This window comes from Corallococcus sp. AB038B, from assembly GCF_003668955.1.
Classification (GTDB): Bacteria; Myxococcota; Myxococcia; order Myxococcales; family Myxococcaceae; genus Corallococcus; species Corallococcus exiguus.
The window spans coordinates 23753-48596 of record NZ_RAWO01000004.1; the positions used below are offsets into that span (position 1 = coordinate 23753).

General features: G+C 69.2%; 20 protein-coding genes. 12 read left to right on the top strand and 8 right to left on the bottom strand.

The window, feature by feature from the left end; genetic code table 11:
* The first annotated feature begins 75 nt into the window (after positions 1-75).
* The 10 genes from glyQ to polA all read left to right on the top strand — a co-directional run bounded on the left by glyQ (position 76) and on the right by polA (position 17049).
* Complete coding sequence (gene glyQ / locus D7Y04_RS19370; RefSeq protein WP_121760283.1) at positions 76-1068, top strand: glycine--tRNA ligase subunit alpha; 993 nt, start codon at positions 76-78, stop codon at positions 1066-1068.
* On the top strand, positions 1058-3166 hold the full coding sequence (glyS, locus tag D7Y04_RS19375; protein ID WP_121760284.1) for a glycine--tRNA ligase subunit beta: 2109 nt from the start codon (positions 1058-1060) through the stop codon (positions 3164-3166). Before glyQ ends, glyS begins: the two co-directional genes overlap by 11 nt.
* A gap of 165 nt (positions 3167-3331) precedes the next feature.
* Entirely contained in the window at positions 3332-4861 is a 1530-nt protein-coding gene (locus D7Y04_RS19380; RefSeq protein WP_120596196.1) for a hypothetical protein, read from the top strand.
* 2 nt (positions 4862-4863) lie between these two features.
* Positions 4864-7092: a hypothetical protein gene (locus D7Y04_RS19385; protein ID WP_147454573.1), complete on the top strand. Its 2229-nt coding sequence runs from the start codon at positions 4864-4866 to the stop codon at positions 7090-7092.
* A gap of 63 nt (positions 7093-7155) precedes the next feature.
* The gene (locus D7Y04_RS19390; protein ID WP_120596194.1) at positions 7156-8010 is read left to right on the top strand and encodes an FHA domain-containing protein; all 855 of its coding nucleotides are present in this window, start codon (positions 7156-7158) and stop codon (positions 8008-8010) included.
* Positions 8011-8122: 112 nt separating this feature from the next.
* Complete coding sequence (locus D7Y04_RS19395) at positions 8123-8659, top strand: prepilin peptidase (RefSeq protein ID WP_121760285.1); 537 nt, start codon at positions 8123-8125, stop codon at positions 8657-8659.
* A 46-nt stretch (positions 8660-8705) separates the two neighbouring features.
* Positions 8706-10154 carry a type II and III secretion system protein family protein gene (locus D7Y04_RS19400; RefSeq protein ID WP_120599612.1) on the top strand — a complete coding sequence of 483 codons (1449 nt, stop codon included), beginning with the start codon at positions 8706-8708 and terminating at the stop codon, positions 10152-10154.
* Between the two features lie 151 nt (positions 10155-10305).
* The gene (locus D7Y04_RS19405; protein WP_120599611.1) at positions 10306-12063 is read left to right on the top strand and encodes an ATPase, T2SS/T4P/T4SS family; all 1758 of its coding nucleotides are present in this window, start codon (positions 10306-10308) and stop codon (positions 12061-12063) included.
* Between the two features lie 7 nt (positions 12064-12070).
* Positions 12071-14284, top strand: a complete 2214-nt coding sequence (locus D7Y04_RS19410) for an FHA domain-containing protein (protein WP_120599610.1) — start codon at positions 12071-12073, stop codon at positions 14282-14284.
* 59 nt (positions 14285-14343) lie between these two features.
* Positions 14344-17049 carry a DNA polymerase I gene (gene polA / locus D7Y04_RS19415; RefSeq protein WP_121760286.1) on the top strand — a complete coding sequence of 902 codons (2706 nt, stop codon included), beginning with the start codon at positions 14344-14346 and terminating at the stop codon, positions 17047-17049.
* A gap of 328 nt (positions 17050-17377) precedes the next feature.
* Here the strand turns inward: polA and D7Y04_RS19420 are convergent, their stop codons facing one another.
* The 5 genes from D7Y04_RS19420 to D7Y04_RS19440 all read right to left on the bottom strand — a co-directional run bounded on the left by D7Y04_RS19420 (position 17378) and on the right by D7Y04_RS19440 (position 20905).
* Positions 17378-17920: a hypothetical protein gene (locus tag D7Y04_RS19420; protein WP_171809797.1), complete on the bottom strand. Its 543-nt coding sequence runs from the start codon at positions 17918-17920 to the stop codon at positions 17378-17380.
* 182 nt (positions 17921-18102) lie between these two features.
* Positions 18103-19386, bottom strand: coding sequence for a hypothetical protein (locus D7Y04_RS19425; protein ID WP_121760287.1), 1284 nt, complete (start codon positions 19384-19386; stop codon positions 18103-18105).
* A gap of 8 nt (positions 19387-19394) precedes the next feature.
* Complete coding sequence (locus tag D7Y04_RS19430) at positions 19395-19694, bottom strand: DUF167 domain-containing protein (protein ID WP_121760288.1); 300 nt, start codon at positions 19692-19694, stop codon at positions 19395-19397.
* A gap of 9 nt (positions 19695-19703) precedes the next feature.
* Positions 19704-20231: a DivIVA domain-containing protein gene (locus tag D7Y04_RS19435; protein WP_014397740.1), complete on the bottom strand. Its 528-nt coding sequence runs from the start codon at positions 20229-20231 to the stop codon at positions 19704-19706.
* A 95-nt stretch (positions 20232-20326) separates the two neighbouring features.
* Positions 20327-20905 carry a HEAT repeat domain-containing protein gene (locus tag D7Y04_RS19440; RefSeq protein ID WP_121760289.1) on the bottom strand — a complete coding sequence of 193 codons (579 nt, stop codon included), beginning with the start codon at positions 20903-20905 and terminating at the stop codon, positions 20327-20329.
* A gap of 146 nt (positions 20906-21051) precedes the next feature.
* Here D7Y04_RS19440 and D7Y04_RS19445 point away from each other — a divergent pair, with 146 nt between their 5' ends.
* Positions 21052-21567, top strand: coding sequence for a J domain-containing protein (locus D7Y04_RS19445; protein WP_120599108.1), 516 nt, complete (start codon positions 21052-21054; stop codon positions 21565-21567).
* Here D7Y04_RS19445 and D7Y04_RS19450 read toward each other — a convergent pair.
* Together D7Y04_RS19450 and D7Y04_RS19455 are read right to left on the bottom strand one after the other, a co-directional pair.
* Positions 21483-22493 (bottom strand): stage II sporulation protein M, encoded by a 1011-nt coding sequence (locus tag D7Y04_RS19450; RefSeq protein ID WP_121760290.1) that lies wholly within the window; start codon positions 22491-22493, stop codon positions 21483-21485. The genes D7Y04_RS19445 and D7Y04_RS19450 overlap by 85 nt on opposite strands.
* Position 22494: 1 nt before the next feature.
* Positions 22495-23265 carry an RDD family protein gene (locus D7Y04_RS19455; protein ID WP_171809293.1) on the bottom strand — a complete coding sequence of 257 codons (771 nt, stop codon included), beginning with the start codon at positions 23263-23265 and terminating at the stop codon, positions 22495-22497.
* Positions 23266-23750: 485 nt separating this feature from the next.
* Here D7Y04_RS19455 and fruA point away from each other — a divergent pair, with 485 nt between their 5' ends.
* Positions 23751-24437 carry a response regulator transcription factor FruA gene (fruA, locus tag D7Y04_RS19460; RefSeq protein ID WP_043321786.1) on the top strand — a complete coding sequence of 229 codons (687 nt, stop codon included), beginning with the start codon at positions 23751-23753 and terminating at the stop codon, positions 24435-24437.
* A 61-nt stretch (positions 24438-24498) separates the two neighbouring features.
* Here the strand turns inward: fruA and D7Y04_RS19465 are convergent, their stop codons facing one another.
* Entirely contained in the window at positions 24499-24726 is a 228-nt protein-coding gene (locus D7Y04_RS19465) for an MbtH family protein (RefSeq protein ID WP_014397734.1), read from the bottom strand.
* Positions 24727-24844 lie beyond the last annotated feature (118 nt).

Sequence of the window (24844 nt, forward strand, 5' to 3'; positions counted from 1 at the left end):
GCTCCTGGACCCCCTCACTAGGGTCCGCCGCGTTCCGCCTTCGCCTTCGACGCACTGCGAGAAGGACTCGCCAACATGTATTTCCAGGACCTCATCCTCACGCTCCAGAAGCACTGGGCCGACCAGGGATGCATCGTCACCCAGTCGTACGACACGGAAGTCGGCGCGGGCACGATGGCCCCGTACACGTTCCTGCGCGCGCTCGGTCCCGAGCCGTGGAACGTCGCGTACGTGCAGCCCTCGCGGCGTCCGGCCGACGGCCGCTTCGGTGAGAACCCGAACCGCCTGTTCCAGCACCACCAGTTCCAGGTCATCCTCAAGCCCGCGCCCAAGAACGTCCAGGAGCTGTACCTGGAGTCGCTGAGGAAGGTGGGGATGGATCCGCTGGAGCACGACATCCGCTTCGTCGAGGACGACTGGGAGTCCCCCACGCTGGGCGCCTGGGGCCTGGGCTGGGAGGTGTGGTGCGACGGGATGGAGGTGACGCAGTTCACCTACTTCCAGCAGTGCGGCGGCTTCGACTGCCGCCCCGTGGCCGCGGAGCTGACGTACGGGCTCGAGCGCCTGATCATGAACCTGCAGAACGTGGAGAGCGTCTACGACGTCGAGTGGGTCAAGGGCGTGAAGTACCGCGAGATCTTCCACGCGAACGAAGTGGAGATGAGCAAGTACGCCCTCCACGAGTCCGACCCGCAGATGCTCTTCTCGATGTTCGACGCGTACGAGAAGGAGTGCAAGCGGCTCATCGAGCGCCACCTGCCGATGCCCGCGTACGACTACGCGCTGAAGTGCTCGCACACGTTCAACCTGCTGGACGCGCGCGGCGCCATCTCCGTCACGGAGCGCGCCAACTTCATCAAGCGCGTGCGTGACAACGCGCGCCTGTGCGCGGAGGGCTACCTGCAGATGCGCGAGCGCCTGGGCTATCCGCTGACGAAGACGCCGTGGACCGTGGGTGAGCAGCCGCCGGTGCTGGAGGGCAAGCCCGCCAGCGACTACTGGAAGACGGTGCAGCTCAACAAGCCGGTGGAGAAGAAGGAGAAGGCGGAGGTGTCCCGTGGCGCGTGATCTGCTGCTGGAGGTCGGTGCCGAGGAGATCCCGGCGTCGTTCATCATCCCCGCGCTGGAGGATTTGAAGCGCGTGCTCACCGAGCGCATGGCCGACGCCCGCCTGAAGCACGGCGAGCTGCGCACGTTCGGTACGCCGCGCCGGCTGGCCGTCTGGGTCCGCGACGTGGCGGACGCGGGCGAGGACATCACGAAGGAGGTGCTGGGCCCCAGCGCCAAGGCCGCCTTCGATGCGCAGGGCAAGCCCACCAAGGCGGCGGAGAAGTTCGCCGAAAGCCTCAAGCTGTCCGTGGACGCGCTCGGGCGCACCACCACGGCCAAGGGCGAGTACGTCTCCGCGCGCGTGGAGGAGAAGGGCCGTCCGGCGGAGGCCATCCTCCAGGACGCGCTGCACGCGGCCGTGCACGGCATCAACTTCAAGAAGTCCATGCGCTGGGGTGACGTGGACACGGCCTTCGCGCGCCCGGTGCAGTGGCTGGTGGCGCTGCTGGGCGACACGGAGCTGCCGGTGGTGCTGGGCGACGTGAAGGCGGGCCGGACGACCTACGGCCACCGCTTCCTCGCGCCGGGTGCCATCACGCTGAAGGCGCCCGCGGACTACGAGGCCGCGCTGGAGAAGGCGCACGTGGTGGCGGACATCGCGAAGCGCCGCGCGGAGCTGCTGCGCAAGGTGAACGCCGCCGCCACTTCGGCGGGCGCTCGGCTGCTGGAGGACGAGGGCCTGGTGGACCAGGTGACGAACCTGGTGGAGCTGCCGAGCCCCGTGGTGGGCAGCTTCGAGGAGCGCCACCTGGACCTGCCGCCGGAAGTCCTGGTGCAGGAGATGAAGAGCCACCAGCGCTACTTCTCGCTGACGGACGCGAACGGGAAGCTGCTGCCGCGCTTCATCGCCGTGTCCAACACGCCGGTGCGCGACGAGCAGCTGTCCCTGCGCGGCTACCAGCGCGTGCTGGCGGCGCGGCTCGCGGACGGGCGCTTCTTCTTCGACGAGGACCGCCGCACGCCGCTGGCCGACCGCGTGGAGAAGCTGGGCCGCGTGGTGTGGCAGGGCCAGCTGGGCACGTACCTGGAGAAGGTGGAGCGCTTCCGCTCACTGGCGGGCTGGCTGGCCCAGGCCACGGGCAGGGCAGGGGAGGCGGCCACGGTGGAGCGCGCCGCCACGCTGTCCAAGGCGGACCTCGTCACCGGCATGGTGGGCGAGTTCCCGGAGCTCCAGGGCGTGATGGGCCGCGAGTACGCGAGAGCAGGCGGCGAGCCCGACGCGGTGGCGCTGGCCATCTTCGAGCACTACCTGCCCCGTGGCGCCGAGGACGCGCTGCCGTCCCAGGACGCGGGCGCGCTCATCGGCCTGGCGGACCGGCTGGACTCGCTGTGCGGCATCTTCGCCATCGGCAAGGCACCGTCCGGCGCGGCGGATCCGTTCGCGCTGCGCCGCGCGTGCCTGTCCATCATCCGCATCGTGCTGGGGCGCGGCTACCGCTTCAGCCTCTCCGCCGCGGTGGACGAGGCGCTGCGCCTGCTGGCCCCCAAGCTGGCCAACGTGAAGCGCAAGCCGGGTGAGGCAGCCCCGCGCGAGCAGGTGCTGGAGTTCTTCCGCGGCCGCCTCAAGGCGCTTTGGGGCGAGCAGCACCGCACCGACGTCGTGGAGGCGGTGCTGGCCGTGGGCTTCGATGACCTCGTCGCGGCGAAGAAGCGCCTGGAGGCCCTGAGCTTGCTCGTGGGCCACTCGGACTTCCAGCCGCTGGCGGCGGCGTTCAAGCGCGTGGTCAACATCGTGGAGAAGCAGGGCAAGGACGTGGCAGGCGGGCAGACCAACCCGCAGCGCTTCACGGACGAGCCGGAGAAGAACCTCCACACCGCCTTCACCCAGGCGCGCGACAAGGTGGGCGTGCACGTGCGCGCGGACGACTTCGCCAGCGCGCTCAAGGAGATCACCGGCCTGAAGCCCGCCGTGGACACCTTCTTCGACAAGGTGATGGTGATGGCCGAGGACAAGGACCTGCGGGAGAACCGCATCCGGTTCCTCACGGAGATTGGCGCCCTGTTCAACCAGGTGGCGGACTTTTCCAAGATCCAGGCCGAGACCGCCGCTGCCTGAGCCTGGCCGCCGCTTCACCGCCGGAGCGTGCCCGTTCCCCCACCAGGGGGGCGGCGCACGCCTTCCGGACGGGGGCGGATGTCGGCGGGAAGGCGACCGGGAATAGTGGCACCCCTATTCAGTTGCCCGGCGCAGGGCCGCGTTCCTACACTCCGCCCCCCTCTGATGCGCCTCTACTTCCTGACCCCCGCGCTGCTGCTCCTCGGTGCGTGTTCGATTGAATCCGAACCGAACCCGCCTCCGTCCACCCGCTTTGTCTACCCCAGCGGGGTGGCGTTCTGGCGCCCTCCAGCGGCGGGCGGGCCATCCGCGAGCAACGGCTATCTGTTCGTCGCGAACGCCAACTTCGACAACTGCTACGACTCCGGTTCGGTGGTGGCACTGAACCTGGACACGCTGAGCACGCAGGTGGACGGGCAGACCGTCATGGTGCCCCACCTGGGCAGCGTGCTCCCGGAAGCCTCGCTCGCCTTCGAGGACCTGTCCTCCGGGGACGAGTCGCTCGTGCAGATCCGCAGCTTCGCCGGCGAACTGGCCATGTGGGTGAACCCCGCCACGGGGCTGCCGCGCCTGTTCGTGCCCTCGCGTGCGGAGGGCAACAACCTGAACGCGGTGGACGTGAGCCTGGAGGCCAACGGCGCTCCGGTGCTCACCTGCGTGCAGGGCGGCGTGGACTGCCGCAACGGCGCTCTGTCTCTCACCGAGGACATCCCGTCGTCCCTCAGTGACGAGGGCCGGCCGGGCCTGCCCCGCGCTCCGTCGCCCATCGGCGTGACGGTGGATGAGGCGAGCGGCAACCTGTATGTGACGCACTCGGAGGCGGCGGACTCGCCCGCCAAGTCCAGCACCAACTTCGAGAGCTACCTGGCCACGCTGAAGCTGGACAACCCCACGCGGGACTCGCTGGGCTTCATCTCGCTGTCTCCCGAGGGCTACCTCTACGGCGGCTCGGATTCGGTGACGGTGGGGGCAGGCTACCTCTACGTGACGGGCCGCAACTTCGTGGCCGGCATCAGCGGCACCGTGGCCGGCAACTACGTGCTGCGGCTGGTGGACAAGAACGACCCCGGCACCATCCTGGAGCCCTCGCTGCAGTCCGAGTACCGCATCCGCGAGGCTCGCGCGGCGCGCGTGGTGCCCCGCCCGGTGACGGCGGCGGAGCTGGCGGCGCGTCCGAACTTCGTGCGCGAGCGGCTGTACATGCTGGCGCGCGGCCCGGACACGCTGCTCACCCTCGACTTCGAATACGACGCGGTGCCGGGCACCGCCGCCACCCAGCCCTTCTTCCGGGTGGTCTCCGCGGTGCCCATGCCCGACGGCGTGAGCGACATGCAGATCATCTCGCGGACTCCGGGCACGTCCAACGCGGACACCCACATCATCGCGGTGACGAGCACCGGCGACAGCGCGGTGTCCCTCTACGACGAGGCGCTCGGGCAGGTCGTGGCGCAGGTGCCGCTCGTCAACGAACTCAACCAGACCAGCAACCCGTCGCAGGCCTTCGGGCTGACGGTGGACAACCCCGCCGGGACGAACGCGGCGCGGCTGTTCGTGACCAACTTCGGTGACAGCCAGGTGGCCATCGTGGACATCCCCGACCTGTCGCGTCCCCAGGACGCGCGGGTGGTGGCGAAGTTGGGCATCCAGCAGCAGCGCGATCCGAACCAGGGCACCAGCGTGTGCCAGGAGAACTGACCTTGAAGCGCGGCTTTCTTGCTGCCCTGTTGCTGAGCGGCGCGAGCCTCGCGCTCGCCTGCTCCGACACCACCTCCACCGCGGGCGCCGCCGGTCTGTCCGGCACGTACGACGTGGTGCTCTCCAACCAGCTCGTCTTCGTCACGTCCCAGGACCGGGATGAGCTGCGCGTGCTGGACCTGACGCGCACGCCGCGTGAGTTCATCCCCGCGCCCAACCCCCTGGAGCCCCTGGCCATCCCCGTCATCGCGCGGCCCGACTCGCTCACCCGCGACGTGGGCTACAACGACAAGGGCGAGGACGTGTCCGGCCCGTACATCTACGCGCGCAGCTCCGGCGGCCGAGGCATCTCCGTGGTGGCCGCGGACCGCGCGCGCCTTAACGAGGTGACGCGCCTGGCGACCGGCCAGCTCATCACCGCCTTCGCCGCGCACGCCCCGGTGGCGGAGGGCGCCCCGAGCGTCCTGTACTACGCGCTCCAGACGCGCCCGGAGGCCGCCGAGCAGCTCTGCGGCCCCTTTGGCGGCGGGGTGGTGATGCGCCAGGATCTGCCCGGCCCGGAGGGCTTCGACGCGGCCACGCTGCCTCCCGCGCTGCCCGTCTTCTGCCTCAAGCCGGCGGACACGGTGATGTCCATGCTCACGCTGCCCGCGCGGGCCGATCTGGTGGACTCGCTGGTGGTCGCCATCCGCAACGTGTCCGGCACCAGCCGGCTCGTGCGCGTCGTCGCGGACGGGGCCTCCGTGGAGATTCCCTACAAGCGGCCGCGCCCGGCGCCCTACGCGGTGCCCAACTACGCGGACCTGGTGGACATCCCGGCGCGGCTCGTGACCACGCACCCCAGCTACGGTGTGCCGAAGCCCAAGCTCGGGGATGGGAGCTGCCCGCCGGGCACGGATGTGAAGACCCAGGAGGACGAGACGACGACATGCGTCGAGCCCTGGCCCGCGGGCCGCTTCGTGTTCGTGGTGCTGGATGAGCTGACGTGCAACTCGTCTGACTGCGAGGGCGTCATCGCGCTCGACAACGGGCCGAAGCCGGTGGAGGAGCCGTCCCCGGCGCCGGTGCTCGCCCGCGACATCACCGGAGCGGCCATGCTGACCCTGCGGCCGTCCGCGGGTCTGCCCACGGGCCTCACGCTGCGCACGGGCCTGGAGGTTCGCGAACTCCTGGCGGACAGCGTGGCGTACCTCACCGCCATCCCGCTCCTGGGCATCATGCCGTCGTCCGACGGGCGGATCACCCTGTTCCGCGCGGACGAGCGTCGCCCGTTCAACCTGGACCGCAACTCCAACAACACGCCGCTGAACTCGTCGGTGGTCGCGGAGCTGCGTGACAACAACGAGCAGGCGCGCACGGACCAGTTCCAGGGCATCACCGTGGTCCAGCCCGGCTGCCCCCAGGCGACGGATTCGACCAACGTCACCGCGTTTCTCTGCAACGGCTCGGTGCCCAACGGGACGTACCGCTTCGTCTTCCAGGGCGTGCTGCCCGGACTGGTCGGCCTCTCACGCGACCTGACCCAGGAGGATCCTCCGCTCCTCATCGAGACGACCCTGGCGACGGCCCGCGGCGTGAGCGCTGGCGACTCCATCATCCTGGCGAACAACGCGGGCGCCTGCGCCGCGGTCATCCCCATCCTGCGCTTGGAGGATCAGGGCAATGGCCTCACGCGGCTCTTCCCGGACCTGTCCGACCCCGCGGTCGCCGCCGCGGCGGAGCCCTGTGCGTCGTATCCGTTGTTCACCGTGCGCGCGGGCCCGAACGTGAAGCCCTTCGTGCTCTATGCAGGCGCGGAGACCAGCGACACGTACCTGCAGCGGCTGAACGTCAACGAGACGTACACGGTCTCCACCTTCCTGGACTACTACTACCACCCGGACGGCTTCGACCTGGGCCTGGAGCCGCCCAAGTCGCCCACCACCTACGTGCCCGCGCCGTTGTCGCTCACGATGACGCCGACCATCGGCGCGGGAAGCCGGCTGGCGGCGGGTGACCGCTACGTGGTGACGCTGCTGCCGCGCTTCCGCCGCTACGTCTTCGGCGTGGACACCACCCAGTCGAGCGGCCTGGCGGTCTACACCCTGCCTGCTTCCGTGGTGGCCACGGACGTGGCGGGGGCCAGCCTCGCCTACGTCGCATACCCCTCCGCGGACGGCGTGCTCCAGGTGGCCCTGGAGTCGATCACCGACAACCTGGACAACCTCACGTATCTCCGGGCGTTCCAGTAACTGGGCGCGCCCGAGCGGCTCTGCTATCGTCCCCTACGTCCAGCATTTCCCGAGCCAAGACCGATGATCGATCAGAACTCCCGTCCCGCACGCAAGGTCGGCATCGCCGAGCACCTGTGGGAGACGTACGAAGAGATGGCCCAGCAGATGGGCTCGGATCGCGACGCGCTCATCAACCAGGCGTTGTTCATGTTCGCGCGTCTCAACGGCTTCATCGACGTGAGGACGAAGGGCGAGCCTGTCGTGGCGGCGGTGCCAGCCGCCACGCCCGCCCCGGCCGCGCGTCCTGCCGCCGCGCCGCCCCCTGCCGCCGCCAAGGGCGCTCCTCCGGTGCTGGCCCCCGCGCCGCCGCCCGCACGCGCCGCCGCGCGCAACGTGGAGGAGCGTCCGTCCTCCAACGGGCTGGACAATGATCCGGTGCGCCGCGAGGTCGCCGAACGCGTCCTGGAGACGGCCGCCGAGCTGGAGCGGCTCATCAAGGGCAAGAACGAGCCGCCCCCGCCCTCCGCGGACGACATGATCGAGGACGAGGAGGATCCCCTGCCGGAGCAGGAGGAGCCGCCGCTCGACGACATGCAGGACGAGCCTCCCGAGGAGGCCGAAGAAGAGCCGATGGAGGAGCCGGACGAGGAGGAGGGCGCCTCGCTCTACCTCGTCCTGGAGTCCGGCGAAGAGGAGAAGATCGTCAAGGACCGGTACGTCATCGGCCGTGGCAAGCACTGCGACTTCGTCATCAACTCCGGCAAGGTGTCGCGCGAGCACGCCGTCATCGCCCGCGACGGCGGCGACTTCTACATCGAGGATCTCGGCTCCTCGAACGGGACCTGGTTCAACAAGCAGCGCATCAAGCGCCGCAAGGTTGAAGACGGGGACGAGTACTTCATCTGCAGCGAGAAGATCCGCCTCGTCATCCACTGAAGCCGGCATGACGCGGGGCCCCACGGTGCGATGGCCTTGTTCAGGAATTGACGGGCTTGGTGCCTCCATTGTTTGATGGGGGTCGCCTGCTCCCCATGGGAGCAGGTGCCGAATGACACCTGCTCAGCTCGCGCTTTGGACGATTCTGGGAGTGGCCCTGGTGATTGCGGTGGTGACCGACGTGTTGCGCCGGCTCATCCCGAACGCCGTGACCTATCCGCTCATCGTGTTGGGGCTCGGGGTGCGCGGTGTGTCCGAAGGGGTGGGCGGGTTGGAGTCGGGGGTGGTGAGCGGGCTACTGGCGGGCGCGGGACTCGCGCTGCTGCTGGTGCCGGGTGCGCGGCGCGGGCGCATGGGGTGGGGTGACGTCAAGCTGATGGCGGGCGTGGGCTGCGTGCTGGGCTTTCCCACGGTGCTCGCCGCGGCGGCCTTCATCTCGCTTACGGGCGCGCTGCAGGCCATCGTCACGCTGCTGTGGCAGGGGGCCGTCTGGGACACGCTGGCGGCGGTGGCCCGTCGCTGGGCGGTGCGGATGAAATGGATGCGCGAGGAAACCTCGACCGCTCCCGTGCGACACATCCCCTACGGCGTCTCCATCGCGGTCGGGACTTTCTGGGCCATGTGGTGGCAGCAACAACATCTGGGATAGCGCGCCGTCAGGCCGGGCGCGCGCACGCAAGAAGGGGATTCACACGATGTCCACTCGCTTCACGCAAGCCCTGGCGCTCAGCGCCCTCGTCACCCTGGTGGCCAGTGCCCCCGCCCTGGCCCAGGAGGGAAGCTCCGTCAGCCTGGGTGTGGGTACCCAGAAGGTGCTCACCATTCCCGGACTCAGCCGCGTCGCGCTGGGTGATCCGTCCATCGCCGAGGTGAAGACGCTCGGCACCGGCCAGCTGCTCGTCACCGGTAACGCCGAAGGCAAGACGACGCTGCTCGTCTGGAAGTCCTCCGGTCAGCGCATCAGCTACCTGGTGACGGTCCGCAAGCAGGACCCCAACGAGGTCATCTCCGAAATCAAGCGCCTCCTGGGTGAAATCGAAGGCGTGTCCGTGCGCATGGTGGGTGACCGCATCTACCTGGACGGTCAGGCCTACACCACGCAGGACGCGGACCGCATCGAGCAGGTGGTGAGCCTGTACCCGAACGTGAAGTCGTTCGTGAAGATCGCCCCCAACGCCAAGAAGCTGGTCGCGCAGAACCTGAACGCGGCCTTCCAGAAGGCGGGCCTGAAGAACGTGCAGGCCAACGTGGTGGGCGCGACCATCTTCCTGGAGGGCTCCGTGGAGAGCCAGCAGGACCTCCAGAAGGCGGAGCTCATCACCAAGGCCATCGGTGAGAAGGTGGAGAACCTGCTCGTCGTCGGCATCAAGCGGATGATCCTCTCCGAGGTCCAGTTCGTCGAAATCCGCCGCAACAGCCGCGACCGCTACGGCATCAAGTACCCCACGGACATCACCGGTACGCTGACCGCCGCCGCGACGCTGAACAAGGCGCTCATCCCCTCCGGCGACGCCGTCTCCGGCCTGATCATGAGCGCGACGGGCGGTTCCGACCTGAGCATCGGCTTCCAGGCCAACGACGGTTACGGCCGCCTGCTGGCGCAGCCCAAGCTGGTGTGCGCCAGCGGTGAGAAGGCGGAGTTCCTCGCCGGCGGCGAGGTCCCCATCCCCCTCATCACCAACACGCAGTTCACGGTGGAGTACAAGCCCTACGGCGTCATCCTGAACATCCGCCCCACCGCGGACCGCAACGGCAACATCCAGACGGAAGTGGAGGCCGAGGCCTCTGAAATCGACACCTCCGTGTCCGTGTCCTTCGGTGGTTCGTCCGCCATCCCCGGCTTCCGCACCCGCAAGGTCAAGACGAACGTGACCGTGCGCCACGGTGAGACCATCGTGCTGTCCGGCGTGTTCAGCCACGACGAGCAGAAGGCCGTCGCGAAGCTGCCCGGCCTGGGTCACATCCCCATCGTGGGCGAGCTGTTCAAGAACCGCGCGTTCGACACCACCAAGCGCGAGCTGGTGATCTTCGTCACCCCGCGCATCGTGAACCCGGACTCGGACAAGGTCCGCAGCATCATCGAGGACGTGAAGACCCGCTACAAGCAGGCCCGCTCCGAGGTGAACTTCAACATCTTCGACTGACGGCACTCAAAAGCCCTCACGTCGGATCCGGGCCGGCCCCATCCCTGCTTCAGAGGGGGGAGGGTGCCGGCCCGTCCTTTTCCGGGCAGCAGGCGGGCGAGCGTCGCAGGAGTCTTTGAGGTCGTTGGAGGGCTTGGTAGCATCCCGGCCCATGTTTCTCATCACGCTGACGGAGAAGGGCGGCGGTTCGGAGCAGCGGGAGTACCCCAAGAACGAGATCACGATCGGCCGGATTGCTGGCAACGACATCGTGCTCGCCAAGGGGAACGTCTCCAAGACCCACTCCCGCATCGTCGAAAAGGACGGCCGCTTCATCATCGTGGACATGAAGTCCACGAACGGCACCTTCGTGAACGGCAAGAAGATCGCCGGGCCGATGGTGCTGAAGCCCACCGACCAGGTCTCCATCGGCGACTACATCCTCAACGTCGAGGCGCTCGCCGACGAGCCCGCTGAGGAGGGCTACGACGAGGAGCAGGGCGAAGAGGCCTACGAGGAGGAAGAGGCCTACGAAGAGGAGGAGCCCTACGAGGAGGAGGAGGCGCCCGCGCCCGCCCCCGCGGCTCCCAGCCGCATGCCCGCGTCCATGGCCGCGGCCATGGCGAAGAACAAGCGCAAGGTGGACCCCCGGCTGGAGCGCTACTCGCGGCTCCAGAAGGAGATCCACGACCGGCTCATCGAGTACCTGGACCTGCGCCGCATGGACATGGACCGGCTCGGGGACGAGGAGCTCTGGCGCCGTACCGAGAAGGCCATCCGGGACATCATCGACCAGATGGAGGCGGACCAGGAGCTTCCCGGGGACGTGGACCGGGAGGAGCTGCTCACCGACGTCATCAACGAGGCGCTGGGCCTGGGGCCCCTGGAAGCGTTCCTCGCGTCGGAAGAGATCAGCGAGATCATGGTGAACCACGCCAACCAGATCTACATCGAGCGCAAGGGCAAGCTGACCCTGTCGGAGAAGACGTTCTCCTCCAACCAGGCGGTGCTCGGCGTCATCGAGCGCATCGTGGCGCCCATTGGCCGCCGCATCGACGAATCCAGCCCGCTGGTGGACGCGCGCCTCAAGGACGGCAGCCGCGTGAACGCCATCATCCCGCCGCTGGCGCTCAAGGGCCCCTGCATCACCATCCGCAAGTTCAAGAAGGATGCGCTGAAGATCCAGGATCTCATCAAGTACAAGACCGTCACCGCGCAGATGGCCGAGTTCCTGGAGATGTGCGTGACGGCCCGGCGCAACATCGTCATCTCCGGCGGCACGGGCTCCGGTAAGACGACGACGCTGAACATCATCAGCTCGTTCATCCCGGAGGGTGAGCGCATCATCACGGTGGAGGACGCGGCGGAGCTTCAGCTGCCGCAGGACCACTGGGTGCAGTTGGAGAGCCGCCCGCCCAACCTGGAAGGCAAGGGCGCCATCACCATCCGCGAGCTGGTGAAGAACTGCCTGCGCATGCGGCCGGACCGCATCGTCGTGGGCGAGTGCCGCTCCGGCGAGACGCTGGACATGCTCCAGGCCATGAACACCGGCCACGACGGTTCGCTCACCACGCTGCACGCGAACACGCCGCGTGACGCGATTGCCCGGCTGGAGACGATGGTGCTCATGTCCGGCATGGAGCTGCCGGTGAAGGCCATCCGCGAGCAGATCTCCAGCGCCGTGCACCTCATCGTGCAGCAGACGCGCTTCTCCGACGGTTCTCGGAAGATTTGCTACATCACGGAGGTGTCCGGCATGGAGGTCGACATCGTGACCCTGCAGGACATCTTCTATTACAAGCAGGACGGCTTCACCGAGGACCACAAGGTGCGCGGACGCTACGTGGCGTCAGGCTTCGTCCCGAAGTTCTACGACGAGCTCCAGCGCAAGGGCATCCCCGTGAACATGAGCATCTTCCGCGAGGACTGACGCGCCCATGCCTACCCTGGTCGTCCGTCATCCTGACGGCACTGAGCACGAGCACGAAGTCGCGGGCGAGCTGAAGATTGGCCGCCAGCAAGGCAATGACCTGGTCCTCACGGAAGGCGGTGTGTCGCGGCAGCACGCGCGCATCTACGTGGAGGGCGGCACCGTCTACGTCGAGGACGGAGGCAGCCAGAACGGCACCTTCGTGGACGGCGAGCGCATCGAGGGGCCCACGGCGCTGACGCCGGCCTCGCAGGTGCTGCTGGGCGACTACGAGATGAAGCTCAAGGGCAATGCCCGGAGCACCAGCGGGCGCCGCGCGGCCACACCTCCGCCCGGCGATCCGGCGACGCTCTCGGACGCGCCCGTGAAGGGCACGCGCGCCATGCCCAGCATCCGCGCCAAGGCCACGCAGAACGGGGCCGCGAAGCCCGAAGGCGCGCTGGCGAAGCGGCCCGCGCGCTCCACGCCCGCGGGTGCGGGTGCAGCGGCGGCGGGCGCGGGTTCGGGTCCGGTGCTCAAGGGCATGACGGGGCCGTGGGCGGGCAAGTCCTATCCCATCAACGGCACGTTGCTGGTGGGCCGGGCGCCTCCGGCGGTGGTCGTCCTGGATGACGACTCCGTGAGCCGGAAGCACGCGGAGGTGAAGCGCGAGGGCACGGGCGTGCTCGCGCGCGACCTGGGCAGCGCGAACGGCACCCTGCTCAACGGCGAGTTGTTGGGCGAAGAGTTCGTCGACCTGCAGCCCGGGGACGTCCTCCAGTTCGGCGTGGTGGAGATGACCTACGAGGCCGCCGAGACGCCCGCGCGCCGTCCTGGCACGGGCGCGGCGCCGGCACGTCGTGGCGGCCGGGCGTCGCCCGAGTCGGACAAGAAGCGCAAGTTGATGGTGATCGCGGGCGGCGTGGTGGCGCTGCTCGCGGTGGCGGCGGTGGTGAAGTCCTCCGTCGGGGCGCCGCAGAAGACGCAGCCGACGGGGCCCGCCGCGCCGCTGGATCCCGCGCAGCAGGTGCAGGAGTTCCTCAGCGAGTGCCGCTCCTACTCCTCCAACGAGACGGGGGCTCCGGACTGGGGCCGCGCCGAGAAGGCGTGCGAGCAGGCGCTGGACATGGACCCCATCAACGCCGAGGCGAACACCCTCGCGCGGCGCATCAAGCTGGAGAAGGAGGCCTTCGACAACTTCGAGGCCGCGAAGAAGTCCATCGAGCTCAACCGCGAGAAGGACGCCCTGGAGTACCTCCGCAAGATTCCGAAGGAGAGCGAGTACTTCCGCCGCGCCCGCTCCAAGGCGAAGGAGACGGCCGAGCAGTTCGTGGATCGCGCGAAGTTCGACTGCAATCGCTACCTGAACAACTCGCAGTGGGGGCCCGCGGTCCAGCGCTGCCAGCAGTACATGGAAGTGTGGTGCCAGAAGCAGAGCAAGGAGGACATGGAGCCGCCCATCGGTCAGACGCTCCGCCTGGAGGGCGGTCTGCGCAAGAACGAGTGGCGCCCCAAGGACACCATGTTCGTGAAGTTCCTGGTGGCCCGCCAGCGCGTGGACCGGAACGCGCAGCCGTGGTCGTGCCCCGTGTCCGACATCCTCCAGGAGGACGGTCTGGGCGTGGATCAGGCCAGCGAGGTGCGCGCCATGTTCGCCAAGCGCTACGCCCCGAAGCTCATCCAGGCGGCGATGATGGACTACTGGGCCGGCCGTGGCAGCGAGGCCATGGCGACGCTGCAGAAGCTGCGCTCGAAGGAAGACCAGGCGCAGTACCACCAGCTCGCGGACGACCTCATCCGCGACGTGTCCAACGTGGATCAGCTCTTCAAGACGGGCGGGAGCAACATCACCAACGAAGACCCCGAGCGCGCGGTGGCGCCGTTCAAGGACGCGCTGGCGACGGACAAGCGCATCATGGCGGAGCTGGCGGAGTCGCACCTGTCCTTCTACCGGAAGAACATGTTCCAGGACCTGGCGGCCTCCGCCTACCTGCGTGGCAAGCACTTCGCCGACCGCGAGGACCGCCGCCGCGGCTGCCGCATCTGGAAGATGGGCTTCGACTTCTACAAGGGCAACACGAACCTGAACCGCGTGGTGGCGTTCTGCTCCACGCAGGCGCAGAACGCGTTGAACAGCGTGGGCAGCTGCTCGGACTTCCAGGCGGTGGAGGACTACGCCGTGCCGGGTGACGGCATCGCCGAACAGATGGCCACGAAGAAGGCCGAGCTGAAGTGCCGCTGAGCGGCGCTCCGGTGCGGGGCTTCGTGGACAGACAGCGGTAGGCGCGCTAGGGACGGGGGATGGCCGACACCAGCCCCCCGCGCTCCGAGCGCCGCCTGGCGCTCTTCGACGCGTCTGGCTTCATCTTCCGCGCCTACCACGCCATCCCCCCGCTCACGACGAGCAAGGGGGTGCCCACCAACGCGGTGCTGGGCTTCACCCGCATGGTGCTCAAGGCCCTGCAGGATCTGAAGCCCACGCACGTGGCGCTCGCGTTCGACAAGTCCGGCCGCGTGGAGCGTCAGAAGATCGACCCCACGTACAAGGCGAACCGCAAGGCGGCGCCGGAGGACCTGACGCCCCAGTTCCCGCTCATCCGCAAGGTGGGGGACGTGCTGAACCTGGCCTCGCTGGACGCGGAGGGCTGGGAGGCGGACGACGTCATCGGCACGCTGGCGCTGCAGGCGAAGGCGGAGGGCTTCCAGGTCCTGGTCGTCACCAGCGACAAGGACTTCATGCAGATTGTCGACGAGGACATCACCCTCTTCGACCCCGCGAAGAACAAGCGCATCGGCATCGCGGACGTGCAGGAGAAGATGGGCATCCTGCCCAAGCAGGTGCGCGACTTCCTGGCCCTGGTGGGCGACGCGGTGGACAACGTCGCCAAGGTGCCCGGCGTGGGCGACAAGACGGCGGTGGAGCTGCTCCACCAGTTCGGCGACGTGGAGACGCTGCTCGCGCGCGTGGAGGAAGTGAAGAAGCCGAAGATCCGCGCGGCGCTGGAGTCCCACCGCGAGAGCCTTGCGCGCGCCAAGCAGCTCGTCACCTTCAACACCGGTCTGCCCCTGGGCGTAAAGCTGGAGGACCTGGTCCGCCGCGCGCCGGATGCCACGCGCGCGCGCGACCTGTTCACGGAGCTGGAGTTCTTCGCGCTCCTGCGCGACCTGCCCGCGGAGGAGGCCCCGGCGCGGCCGGACGTGGCGCCGCTCGCCACCACGACCACGCTGATCACCACCGAGGCGGAGCTGAAGGCGCTGGCGGACGCGGCGAAGGCGGCCGGGGCCCTCACCCTGGTTCCCGCCTACGAGGGCATGCCCTTCGCGGCGCCGCTGGTGGGCATGGGCGTGGCGCTGCCGGATGGCTCCACGCGGTACGTGCCGCTGAGGCACCAGCAGCTGGGCGCCACGCAGGTGCCGGTGGCTGCCTTCACCGCGGTGATGAAGGACGTCATCGCGGACGCGGCGGTGAAGAAGGGCGGCCACGACCTCAAGGCGCTCACGCTGGTGCTGGCCCATGAAGGGCTGACGCTGGAGGGCGCGCAGGACGACGTGGAGCTCCTGAGCTACCTGCTCAACCCGTCGCGCCGCGAGCACGCGCTGGCGGACCTGGCGCGCGAACGGCTGCGCTCGGAGCTGCCCGCGCTGCCCGCGTCGGTGGAGGGCAAGAAGGGGCGGCCGCTGGCGGACCACGGGCCGGAAGAGGTGGCCGCGGCGTACGCGGTGCGCGCGGACGCGGCGCGCAGGATGGCTCCGGAGCTGTGGAAGGAGCTGGAGCTGGGCGGACTCTCGGAGCTGGCTCGCACGCTGGAGCTGCCGCTGTTGCCCGTGCTCGCGCGCATGGAGCGCGAGGGCGTGAAGCTGGACGTGGCGGAGCTGGGCCGCACCTCTGAACGCGTGGACGTGGAGGTGAAGACGAAGGAGGCCGAGTGCCACCAGGCCGCGGGCCACGTCTTCAACCTGGGCTCCAATCCGCAGCTGGCGCAGGTGCTCTACGAAGAGCAGAAGCTGCCCATCCTCAAGCGCGGCAAGACGGGCCCGTCCACGGACCAGGAGGTGCTGGAGAAGCTGGCGGAGGAGCACAACAGCGTGCTCGCGCGCGTGCTCATCGAGTACCGGGGCCTGTCCAAGCTCAAGAGCACCTACCTGGACACGCTGCCCACGCTGGTGGCGAAGGACGGGCGCATCCACACCACGTACCACCAGGCGGCCACGGCCACCGGACGGCTGTCCTCGTCCGACCCGAACCTGCAGAACATCCCCGTCCGCACGGAGCTGGGACGTGAAATCCGCCGCGCCTTCGTGGCGGACGCGGGGCACCAGTTGGTGAGCGCGGACTACTCGCAGATTGAACTGCGGCTGCTGGCGCACATCGCGGAGGATCCGGTCCTCATCGACGCCTTCCGCAATGACGAGGACATCCACAGCCGCACGGCGGCGGAAGTCTTCGGCGTGGCCCCCAAGGACGTGGACCGCGAGCAGCGCCGCGTGGCGAAGATGGTGAACTTCGGCATCGCCTACGGCCTGTCCGCGCACGGCCTGTCCACGCGCCTGGGCATTTCGCAGGAGAACGCGCGCGACGTCATCGAGCGGTACTTCACCCGGTACGCGGGCATCCGCCAGTACCTGGAGGACACCGTGGAGAAGGCGCGCAAGGTGGGCTACGTGGAGACGCTCTACGGCCGCCGCCGCCTGATGGGGGACCTGCTCTCCAAGAACCGGGCGGTGGCCCAGGCCGCCGAGCGCGCCGCCATCAACATGCCCATCCAGGGCACCGCCGCGGACCTGATGAAGAAGGCCATGCTGGCCGTGGACGCCGCGCTCCGGGAGCAGAAGCTGAAGACGCGCGTGCTCCTCCAGGTGCACGACGAATTGCTCTTCGAGGCGCCGGACGCGGAGGTGGAGGCCGTGAAGGCCCTGGCCGTGAAGAGCATGGCGTCCGTCGCCGAGCTGAAGGTGCCGCTCAAGGTGGACGTGGGCGCGGGGAAGAGCTGGGCGGACGCGCACTGAGCACGAAAAAATGCGGGAGAGCGCCCACCCCCGTAGGCGCCCTCCCGCTGCCCCATCCCCAAGCCCTCCGACAAAACATGCCGATCCGTCCGACCGGCGGAGCGCGCGGACCCCCATCCACGCGTTCCAGCGTTCGAACCTGTGTGCGCGCTCACCGCTCCCCCGAGCAGGAACACGCTCCCTCAAGGCGCGTCACGGACCCCCATCCATGACAGCGCACCCTCCCGCCAGCCCCCGGACCCTTCCTCGTTGAGGAGTGTCAAGCCGGACGGATCGACAAACCGTTACAACCCAACCCTGGCGCCTTCCTCGCGCCGTGAAAGCCTGCTCAATGCATGGCGGACCGCTCGTCGCGGCGGCCCATCGGGGCCTTGCGCGCATGCGACGGCCGCTCGAAGTACTCCACCACCAGACCGCCGAACGGCACCCGGGGCCCATCCGCCTTCGGGTCCGCCATCCGCTGGAGCAGCGCCACCGCGCTGTCCACGGCCTCGTCAATCGCGCGGTTGATGCGCTGGCGCTCCGTGTCCCCACCGCCCAGGACTTCCAGGGCGTCCACCAGGCACCGCCGCAGCAGTGCGAACTCGTCGTGCAGGGCCCGCGCGCCACGCTCCGGCGCCAGGCGCAGCACCGCGCGGGTGCGGCTCCAGGGGCTGGACTCCAAGCCCTCCAGCGTCAGCCCCAGCTCCCGGACGAAGGGCTCCACCAGTCCGTCCAGCAGGCTTGCGCCCGGAACGCCCTGGCCTTCGTGCGCTGCCAGCCGCATCCGCCGCCACAGGGCCGCGATGCGCTCCGGCTGCTTGCTGAAGACCCGGGCCGCCCCGGCCTTCTTCCGTCCCCGCTCCGCCGCCATGTCCGTTGTCGTCCGCATCGCGAACAAAGACATAGCAAGGGCTTTGCCAACGCCAGACGGTTGCTGGTTCCCAGTGAATCCGCCCACTTGGGCAACGAGCCCGCCCTGAAGGGTGGCCGGAGGACGTAAATCCTACGGGGCGGATGTTGAAAGGCTGGGGGCAGGGGAAGAACCTTCCCTGCCTGGGCACGCCGCGCCTCTCAGTGGAGCGTCGGCTTGGGCGGGCGGCCCGACGGGGCCTCGCCGTCCAGCTCGTACTCGCCGCTGGAGGCCTCCGGCTCTTCGTCCTCCATGTCCGAACCGTCCGGGCCTTCCGGATGGCCCGCGCCCGACTCCAAGGCTTCCGGCGCGCCCTCCAGGGCTTCCGGCTGGCTGGGGGCGGAAGGATTGGGCGGGGCCGCGGGCGTGGTGGCGCCGGGCCATTCCGGCCAGGGGAGGGCAGGGGACAGCGGCTCGGAGCCGTCCACGGGGAGGGGCCCCGCGGCGCGGGCGGCGGCGAGCAGGCGCAGCGCGGCGTCCTCGGCGGCGTCCTCCGCGGCCAGCTCCGTCATCCTCGCGGCCTTCTGGCGCATCCGGCGCGCGAAGGCGGCCACGCACAGCACGGAGGCGGTGAGCCACAGGAGCGCGGAGCTGGTGGTGAGCGGCAGCCAGCCGTAGCGGGCCGCGAGCCCCTCGCGCCAGTCCTGCTCCTCCAGCAGCAGCGACGTGCGGAAGGCCTTGCCGAAGGCCTGCTCGAAGGGCTCACCCGCGCGCACGCCGTCCACCAGCAGGCCCATGGCGTGCGAGCCGTGCTTGCCGGTGAGGAAGGCCACGAAGGCGGCGCTCTGCGCGTAGGCGATTTCGACGTCCGCGGGCACGTCCGGCCATTCGTCGGACAGGTCCTCGAAGTGGAAGACACGCTCCTGCGTCACCGCGCGGAAGAGGGCGCTGTAGTGGGCGACGGAGTAGCGCTCGTCCGTGAGGTTCTGCGCCACGCCCTCCTGGAACCAGCGCGGCCAGTCCTTCGCCAGCTGGCCCAGCGCCACGTGCGCCAGCTCGTGCCGCAGCGTGGTGGGCCCCTCCGTGTCGCTCAGGCTGAGCGCGTCCAACAGGATGATTTGATGCCCGGGGTAGGCGAGCGCCACGGCCCAGCCCGGAGGCTTGCCACCGGGGAGCGCCAGCGCCTCGAACTCCTGGCGGCCCACGCCCAGGCGGATTTCGGTGGTGCCCGGCCAGTCGCGTCCCAGCATCGCGCCGAAGGTGTCTCGCACGCCTTCAATCTGCCCGGCCAGCGCACGGGCCGCGCCCGCCGCCTTCGCGGTGTGCAGGATGACGAAGCGCTGCGTCTTCAGCTCGCCCGCGACGATGGCGGGGCGGGCGTGGGGCACGAGCGCGGCGTCCGTGACGACGGCCTCCGTGGCGTGGATGCCCCGCGGACCTTCGTCCTGCGCGAACACGCCCGGCGAGGCCAGCAGCATCATCAGGAAGGCGAACAGGCGGAGCATGCGTGGCCTCACGGTCCACGAGAGATAACAGCCTCGGCCGCCGCCGCATCAACCCCTTCCACCCTCAATCGCTTACGGCGCGACGTGTCACCCGCCACGAGTGTCACCTGGCGACGTGGCACGCCCAGCGTTTTGGCGATGAATTCCACCAGGGCCGCATTTGCTTCGCCATCCACGGGCGGCGCGGCGAGTTGAATCTTCAGCTGGCCGTCATGCTCGCCCACCACCTTGGTGCGGGACGCGCGCGGCTGGACGAGCACCGTCAGCTCCACCCCTGTCTGCACGGCTTTGAGCCAGGGGGCGGGCATGCGCGGGCGCTAGTCGTTGGAGGTGGCCTTCTTCTGCGACAGGAACGCGACGTTGTCCTCCACGCGCGCGTAGTCGCGGTCCGCGAAGGTGGGCGCGGCGAACGTCTCCAGCAGCTTGCGGTGGGCCTCCACCACGGAGCGCACCTGCGACTCGAACTGGGTGCGCTGGCGCTTGAGCTCGTTGATGTCCTCCACCACCTGCACCAGCCGCTGGTGCGCGCCGTGGACGATCTTCTCCGCCTGGTGCTCCGCGTCCGCGATGATGATCTCCGCTTCCTTCTTCGCGGCGTCCTTCAGGTCCTCGCTGATGCGCTGGGCGGTGACCATCGTCTCCTGGAGGGTGCGCTCGCGCTCCTGATGCTGCTCGAGCCGCGCCTGCGTGCGCTTCAGCTCCTCCTTGAGCGCGATGTTCTCCTTCACCACTTCCTCGAACTCGCCGGCGATCAGCTCCAGGTACGCGCCGACTTCGGGACGCGCGAAGCCGCGCATCACCGTCTCGAAGCGCTTCTGCCGGATGTCGAGGGGGGTGATCTTCATGCGCCCCAGTCTAACCCATACACGCGCGCACTCCAGGAATCGGCCCGGCGGGGCAGGGCGGCGTCAGGGCTGGAGAGCAGACAGGCAGGCGTGTTTCACGGCGCGGCGGCCGGGGCGGCTTCCCACTGCGACGCCACCGAGCGCGCCGCGTTCTGCACCGCGTAGCCCACGCGGCTGTCCGCGGCCACGTCCTGCACCACCCGGCGGGCGGTGGGGGTGCGTTGATACAGAAGACCTCCCAGCGCTTGAATCTTGAGCGCGTCCGGCAGGCGCGGGTGGCGCACGACGTTGCCCAGGATCTCTTCGGCGCGGCGGTGCTGGAAGAGGGCCACCGCGCGCAACGCGGCCTGCTGGATGCGCGGGTTCGGGTCCCAGATGAACGCGGCCAGCGGGTCCAGGGCGCGCGGGTCACCCAGGAGCGCCAGGTCCTCGATGGCGAGCGTGCGGATCTCCTCCGGCGCGGGCTCCGCAGCCCACAACAGGCCCCTCAGGAGGGGCTGGTCCGCGGCGCCGGAGGTTCCGGTATCCACCGGGGGCCGGGCGGGGGCGACGCGCTCCACGGGGGCCTTGTCGGGCTTCGGGGCGGCCTTGGGCGCCGCGGCCGGGGGGGCCGACGGGGCCTGGGCGTGCGCGGCGGCGGTCAGGAGCAGGGCGGCGGCGAGGAGCGGTCGCATGGGACTCGTTCTACCCGAATCCCGGGAAGCCCGGCAGCGCGCCGGAGGGACCCCCCGGGTCGTTCGCGACATTTTCTTGACGGGATCGCCGGCTGTGGGAGTTTGCCGGTGCTACAGGCGTGTTGCGAACGGAGGACGAAGTCACCATGGGTGCGGCGGTCGCGAGCTGGCAGACACTGGAGAACGTCACGGTGGAGTGTACCCACTGCGGCGTGATGATGACACTCCAGCCGGGAACCCGGGTGAAGTACTACCGGTGCGGTTCGTGCCACCGCTGGGTGTCCAGCACCTACAGCGAGGTCTTCCGCGCGGACGCGAAGATGCGCACGCACCCGGTGAAGGACACCGCGGACGCGGACGCGCGCTTCGTGGAGGTGAAGGACCGGCTGGACAAGTGGCTCTCCGCCGTCCAGGAGCAGTGCCCGTACCAGACGCTGGGCGTGTCGCCGTTGGATACGCCGGACGTGATTCGCGCGCGCTTCCACGCGCTGGCCCTGGAGCGGCACCCGGACCGGGGCGGCTCCGCGGAGCAGATGCGCGAGGTCAACGACGCCTACGAGCGCATCCTCAAGCACCGTCAGCGCAAGCGGCTGGAGGCCATGTCGTCCGGCACGTCCACGCGCGCCGCGCCCGCGTCCGTCCTGCCCGCGCGCAGCAGGTAGAACCAGAAGAGGACTCCCAGCGACAGGCCCAGCCCCACCTTGGCCCAGGTGGGGAACAGGTGGCCCGGGGAGATGAAGCCCTCCACGAAGCCGATGCCGGCGAGGAAGGGCGCGCAGCCCACCACCAGCTTCACGGCTTCACGGCCGCGCGCCTGGAGCGCCTGCGCGCGCGGCAGCTCGCCGGGGTCGATGAGCGCCTGGCCCACCATCAGCCCCGCGCCGCCCGCGATGACGATGATGGACAGCTCCACGGGTCCGTGCGCGGCGATGAAGTCCAGGAAGCCCGTCATCATGCCCTCGCGGAAGCACAGCGCTCCCACCGCGCCAATGAGCACGCCGTTGTTCACGAGCGTGAAGATGGGCCCCACGCCCAGCAGGATGCCGGACGCGAACGCGAACAGCGTGACGGTGAGGTTGTTGGTCGCGATGCCGGAGGCCACGGCATTGGGTGGCGCCACGGATAACAAATCATCCGTCCACATGCGCCCCTGCGCCACGTAGCGCCGCACGCCCTCCGGCACCAGCAGCTCCGCGCCGCGCGGCTCCAGCGTCACCACCAGCGCGCCCAACAGCAGCCCCAGCACCAGCAGGCCCGCGCTCACGCCCACGAAGCGCGCCTCGCGGCGCAGGGTGGCGGGGAAGTCCCGGCGGAAGAAGTCGCGCGTGGAGGCCCAGCGCTCGCGCGGCGGCTGGTAGATGGCGCCATACGCCTGCGCGCACAGCTGGTTGAGGAAGCGGTGCGCGTCCGTGCCCGGATAGAACGTCTGCGCCTGCGCCAGGTCCGCGGCCGCGCGCCGGTACAGCGTGTCCAGCGTGCGCAGCTCCGCCAGGCTCAAGCGGCCCGCGCGTTGGCGCGTCAGCAGGGACTGGAGCGCGTCCCAGTCCGGCCGGCGCCGCGTGACGAACGTGGGCAGGGGCGCGGCCATGTCAGTGGACCGCCTTCGCGCGCGTGCGCAGGAAGGCCTCCGTGGCCTCCGGCGACTGGAGCACCCGCGTGCGCTCCTCGTCCGTCAGGGATGCGCCCACGCGGTCCACCAGCCTGGTGCCCAGCCGCCGCCGTACCTCCGGCTCCAGGCCGGGCGCGCGCGAAAGGAACGCCAGCACCAGCTCCACGTCCTCCGCGTTCAGGGGGCGCTGCACGCCCGCGTCCGCGGCCGGAGCGTCCACCGCGGGCGCCTGCGTGTACTTGTCCAGGTCGATGGCCTCCTCACGCACCAGCACGGTGCCGGCGAGCATGTCTCCCAACCGGCGGTGGCGTGAGTCCAGCAGCATGGTGATGCAACCGGTGGCGTAGAGCACCGGCAGGAAGTCCACCGCGCGACACAGGTTTCTCACCGCGCTCTCGAAGAAGCCCACCGGTGAGCCATCCTCGCGCACCACCCGGATGCGCATCACGCGCTTGCCGGGTGTCTGTCCATGGAAGAAGACCTCCGCCAGCGTCCAGTACAGCCATTGCGTGGCGAAGAGGCCCACCGCGAGCAGTGTTTGCGTGAGCCCCGACAACGCCTGGAACGCCCCCAGCACGTCGGACACCAGCAGGGTGATGACGAAGTAGAGCGCCACCCAGAAGAAGAACAGCAGGCTCGCGTCCACCAGCCACGCGAGACAGCGGTAGCCGATGCCGGCCACGGGCAGGGACAGGGCCACCCGCTCGGGCGTGGCGACGTCGACATGGGGTGCGGGGGCGGAGGGAGTCATGCGCGTGGGACGCACAGCATACGCCCTTGGCATCCAGGACGCGCCATCCGCGCGCATGCGGGCGCCCCTGCCCGGACCTCAGACGAAACAACGAGTAAAACATCCGAATGTGGACGCAGAACGTGTGTTCCTGGGGCGACAGCGATCACGACCTGACGGACGAGGCCCTGGATTTCCATGCGTTCCGTGCGCAATTGACAGTCCTGCGCGGGTCCGTTCGCATGAGGCCTTGGATGATGTTAGGGTCTCGGTTGGCTGGATTTGCTTGAAACGAAAAAGGAGGTTCGGCCCGAACGGGCCAGTTCGGCAGTCGCAGGTGCAGTCCGCAGGGCAGCAGTGACAGGACCCCCGGATGGAGTTGAAGCGCGGTTCTCGCACGCTCAGCACAGGCGGAAGTTCCGCCGCGGTTCCACCGACTCCGGGGCAGGTTGAAGTCGACAGGTAGCATTGAAAGCAATTCGCCACGACGGCTGGGGGGCCATCGCATGGCAGCGAATCAATCGGCAGTTCGTATTTCGATTCTCGAAGGACCGTGGGCGGCCTGGCAGGGCCTGTCCGATGGGCTTCGGGGTGAGGGTCATTCCACTTCGGTGACGCGCGACGTGCGCGGCTTCCTGGACGGGCTCGGCACGGATCCACCTCAGGTGGCCATCCTCGACGTGGAGAGCGACGGCGAAGCCGCCATCGGATGCTCCGTGACGGAGGGGCTCAACCTCCTGCGAGAGGCCCGCAAGCGCCGGCTGGAAGTGCGCATGCTGCTCTTGTCCGCGGTGAGCACGCCGGAGGTCATCTCCCAGTGCTTCGACGAAGGGGCCTCCGGGTATCTCTTCCGCGCGGGGCTGGGCGTGAACGCGGTGTCCTCCGCGGTGCAGTCGCTGGTGCGGGGCGAGCGCCTCTTCCCGGTGCAACTGCTGCGCAACGACTTCGAGCATCCGCCGGTGACCTCACCCACGGCGAGCGTCTTGTTGCTGCTCACGCAGCGCGAGCGCGAGGTGCTGCAGTACGTGGCGGGCGGGGCGGACAACCTGAAGATCGCCGCGCACCTTCAAATCGCCGAGCGCACCGTGAAGTCACACGTCACGCAGCTCTACCGCAAGCTGGGCGCGGAGAACCGCACCCAGCTTGCCCTGCGCGCCTGCCACCTGGGCGTCAGGCCTCCGCCGGACCTCTAACGGGGCCGGCCCACCCTCCCCGTTGAAGCGGGGAGGGCGCGGTGGGAAGCGCACGCGGCCTTCAGTTCTTGTTGCGGGCCGCGTCCTCTTCCATCTTCTTGCGGAGGCTCAGGGGACGCATGTCCGTCCAGACCTCCTTGATGTACTCCAGGCACTCGGCCTTCAGGCCCTGCTTGCCGGCGTCCTTCCAGCCCAGCGCGTTCTCACGGTCCGCGGGCCAGATGGAGTACTGCTCTTCGTGGTTGACGACGACCTTGTAAACGGTCGTGTCTTCGCGCTCGTCGCTCATGGGGTGTGACTCCTGGAAGCTGGGGACCCCCCTTTCGTCGCACACCCGGGGAAAAGCGGTCAAGGTAGGCGGTTGCGACAAATCCCGGTCCTTCCTGGGAGGGCGGATCCGCGCCCGG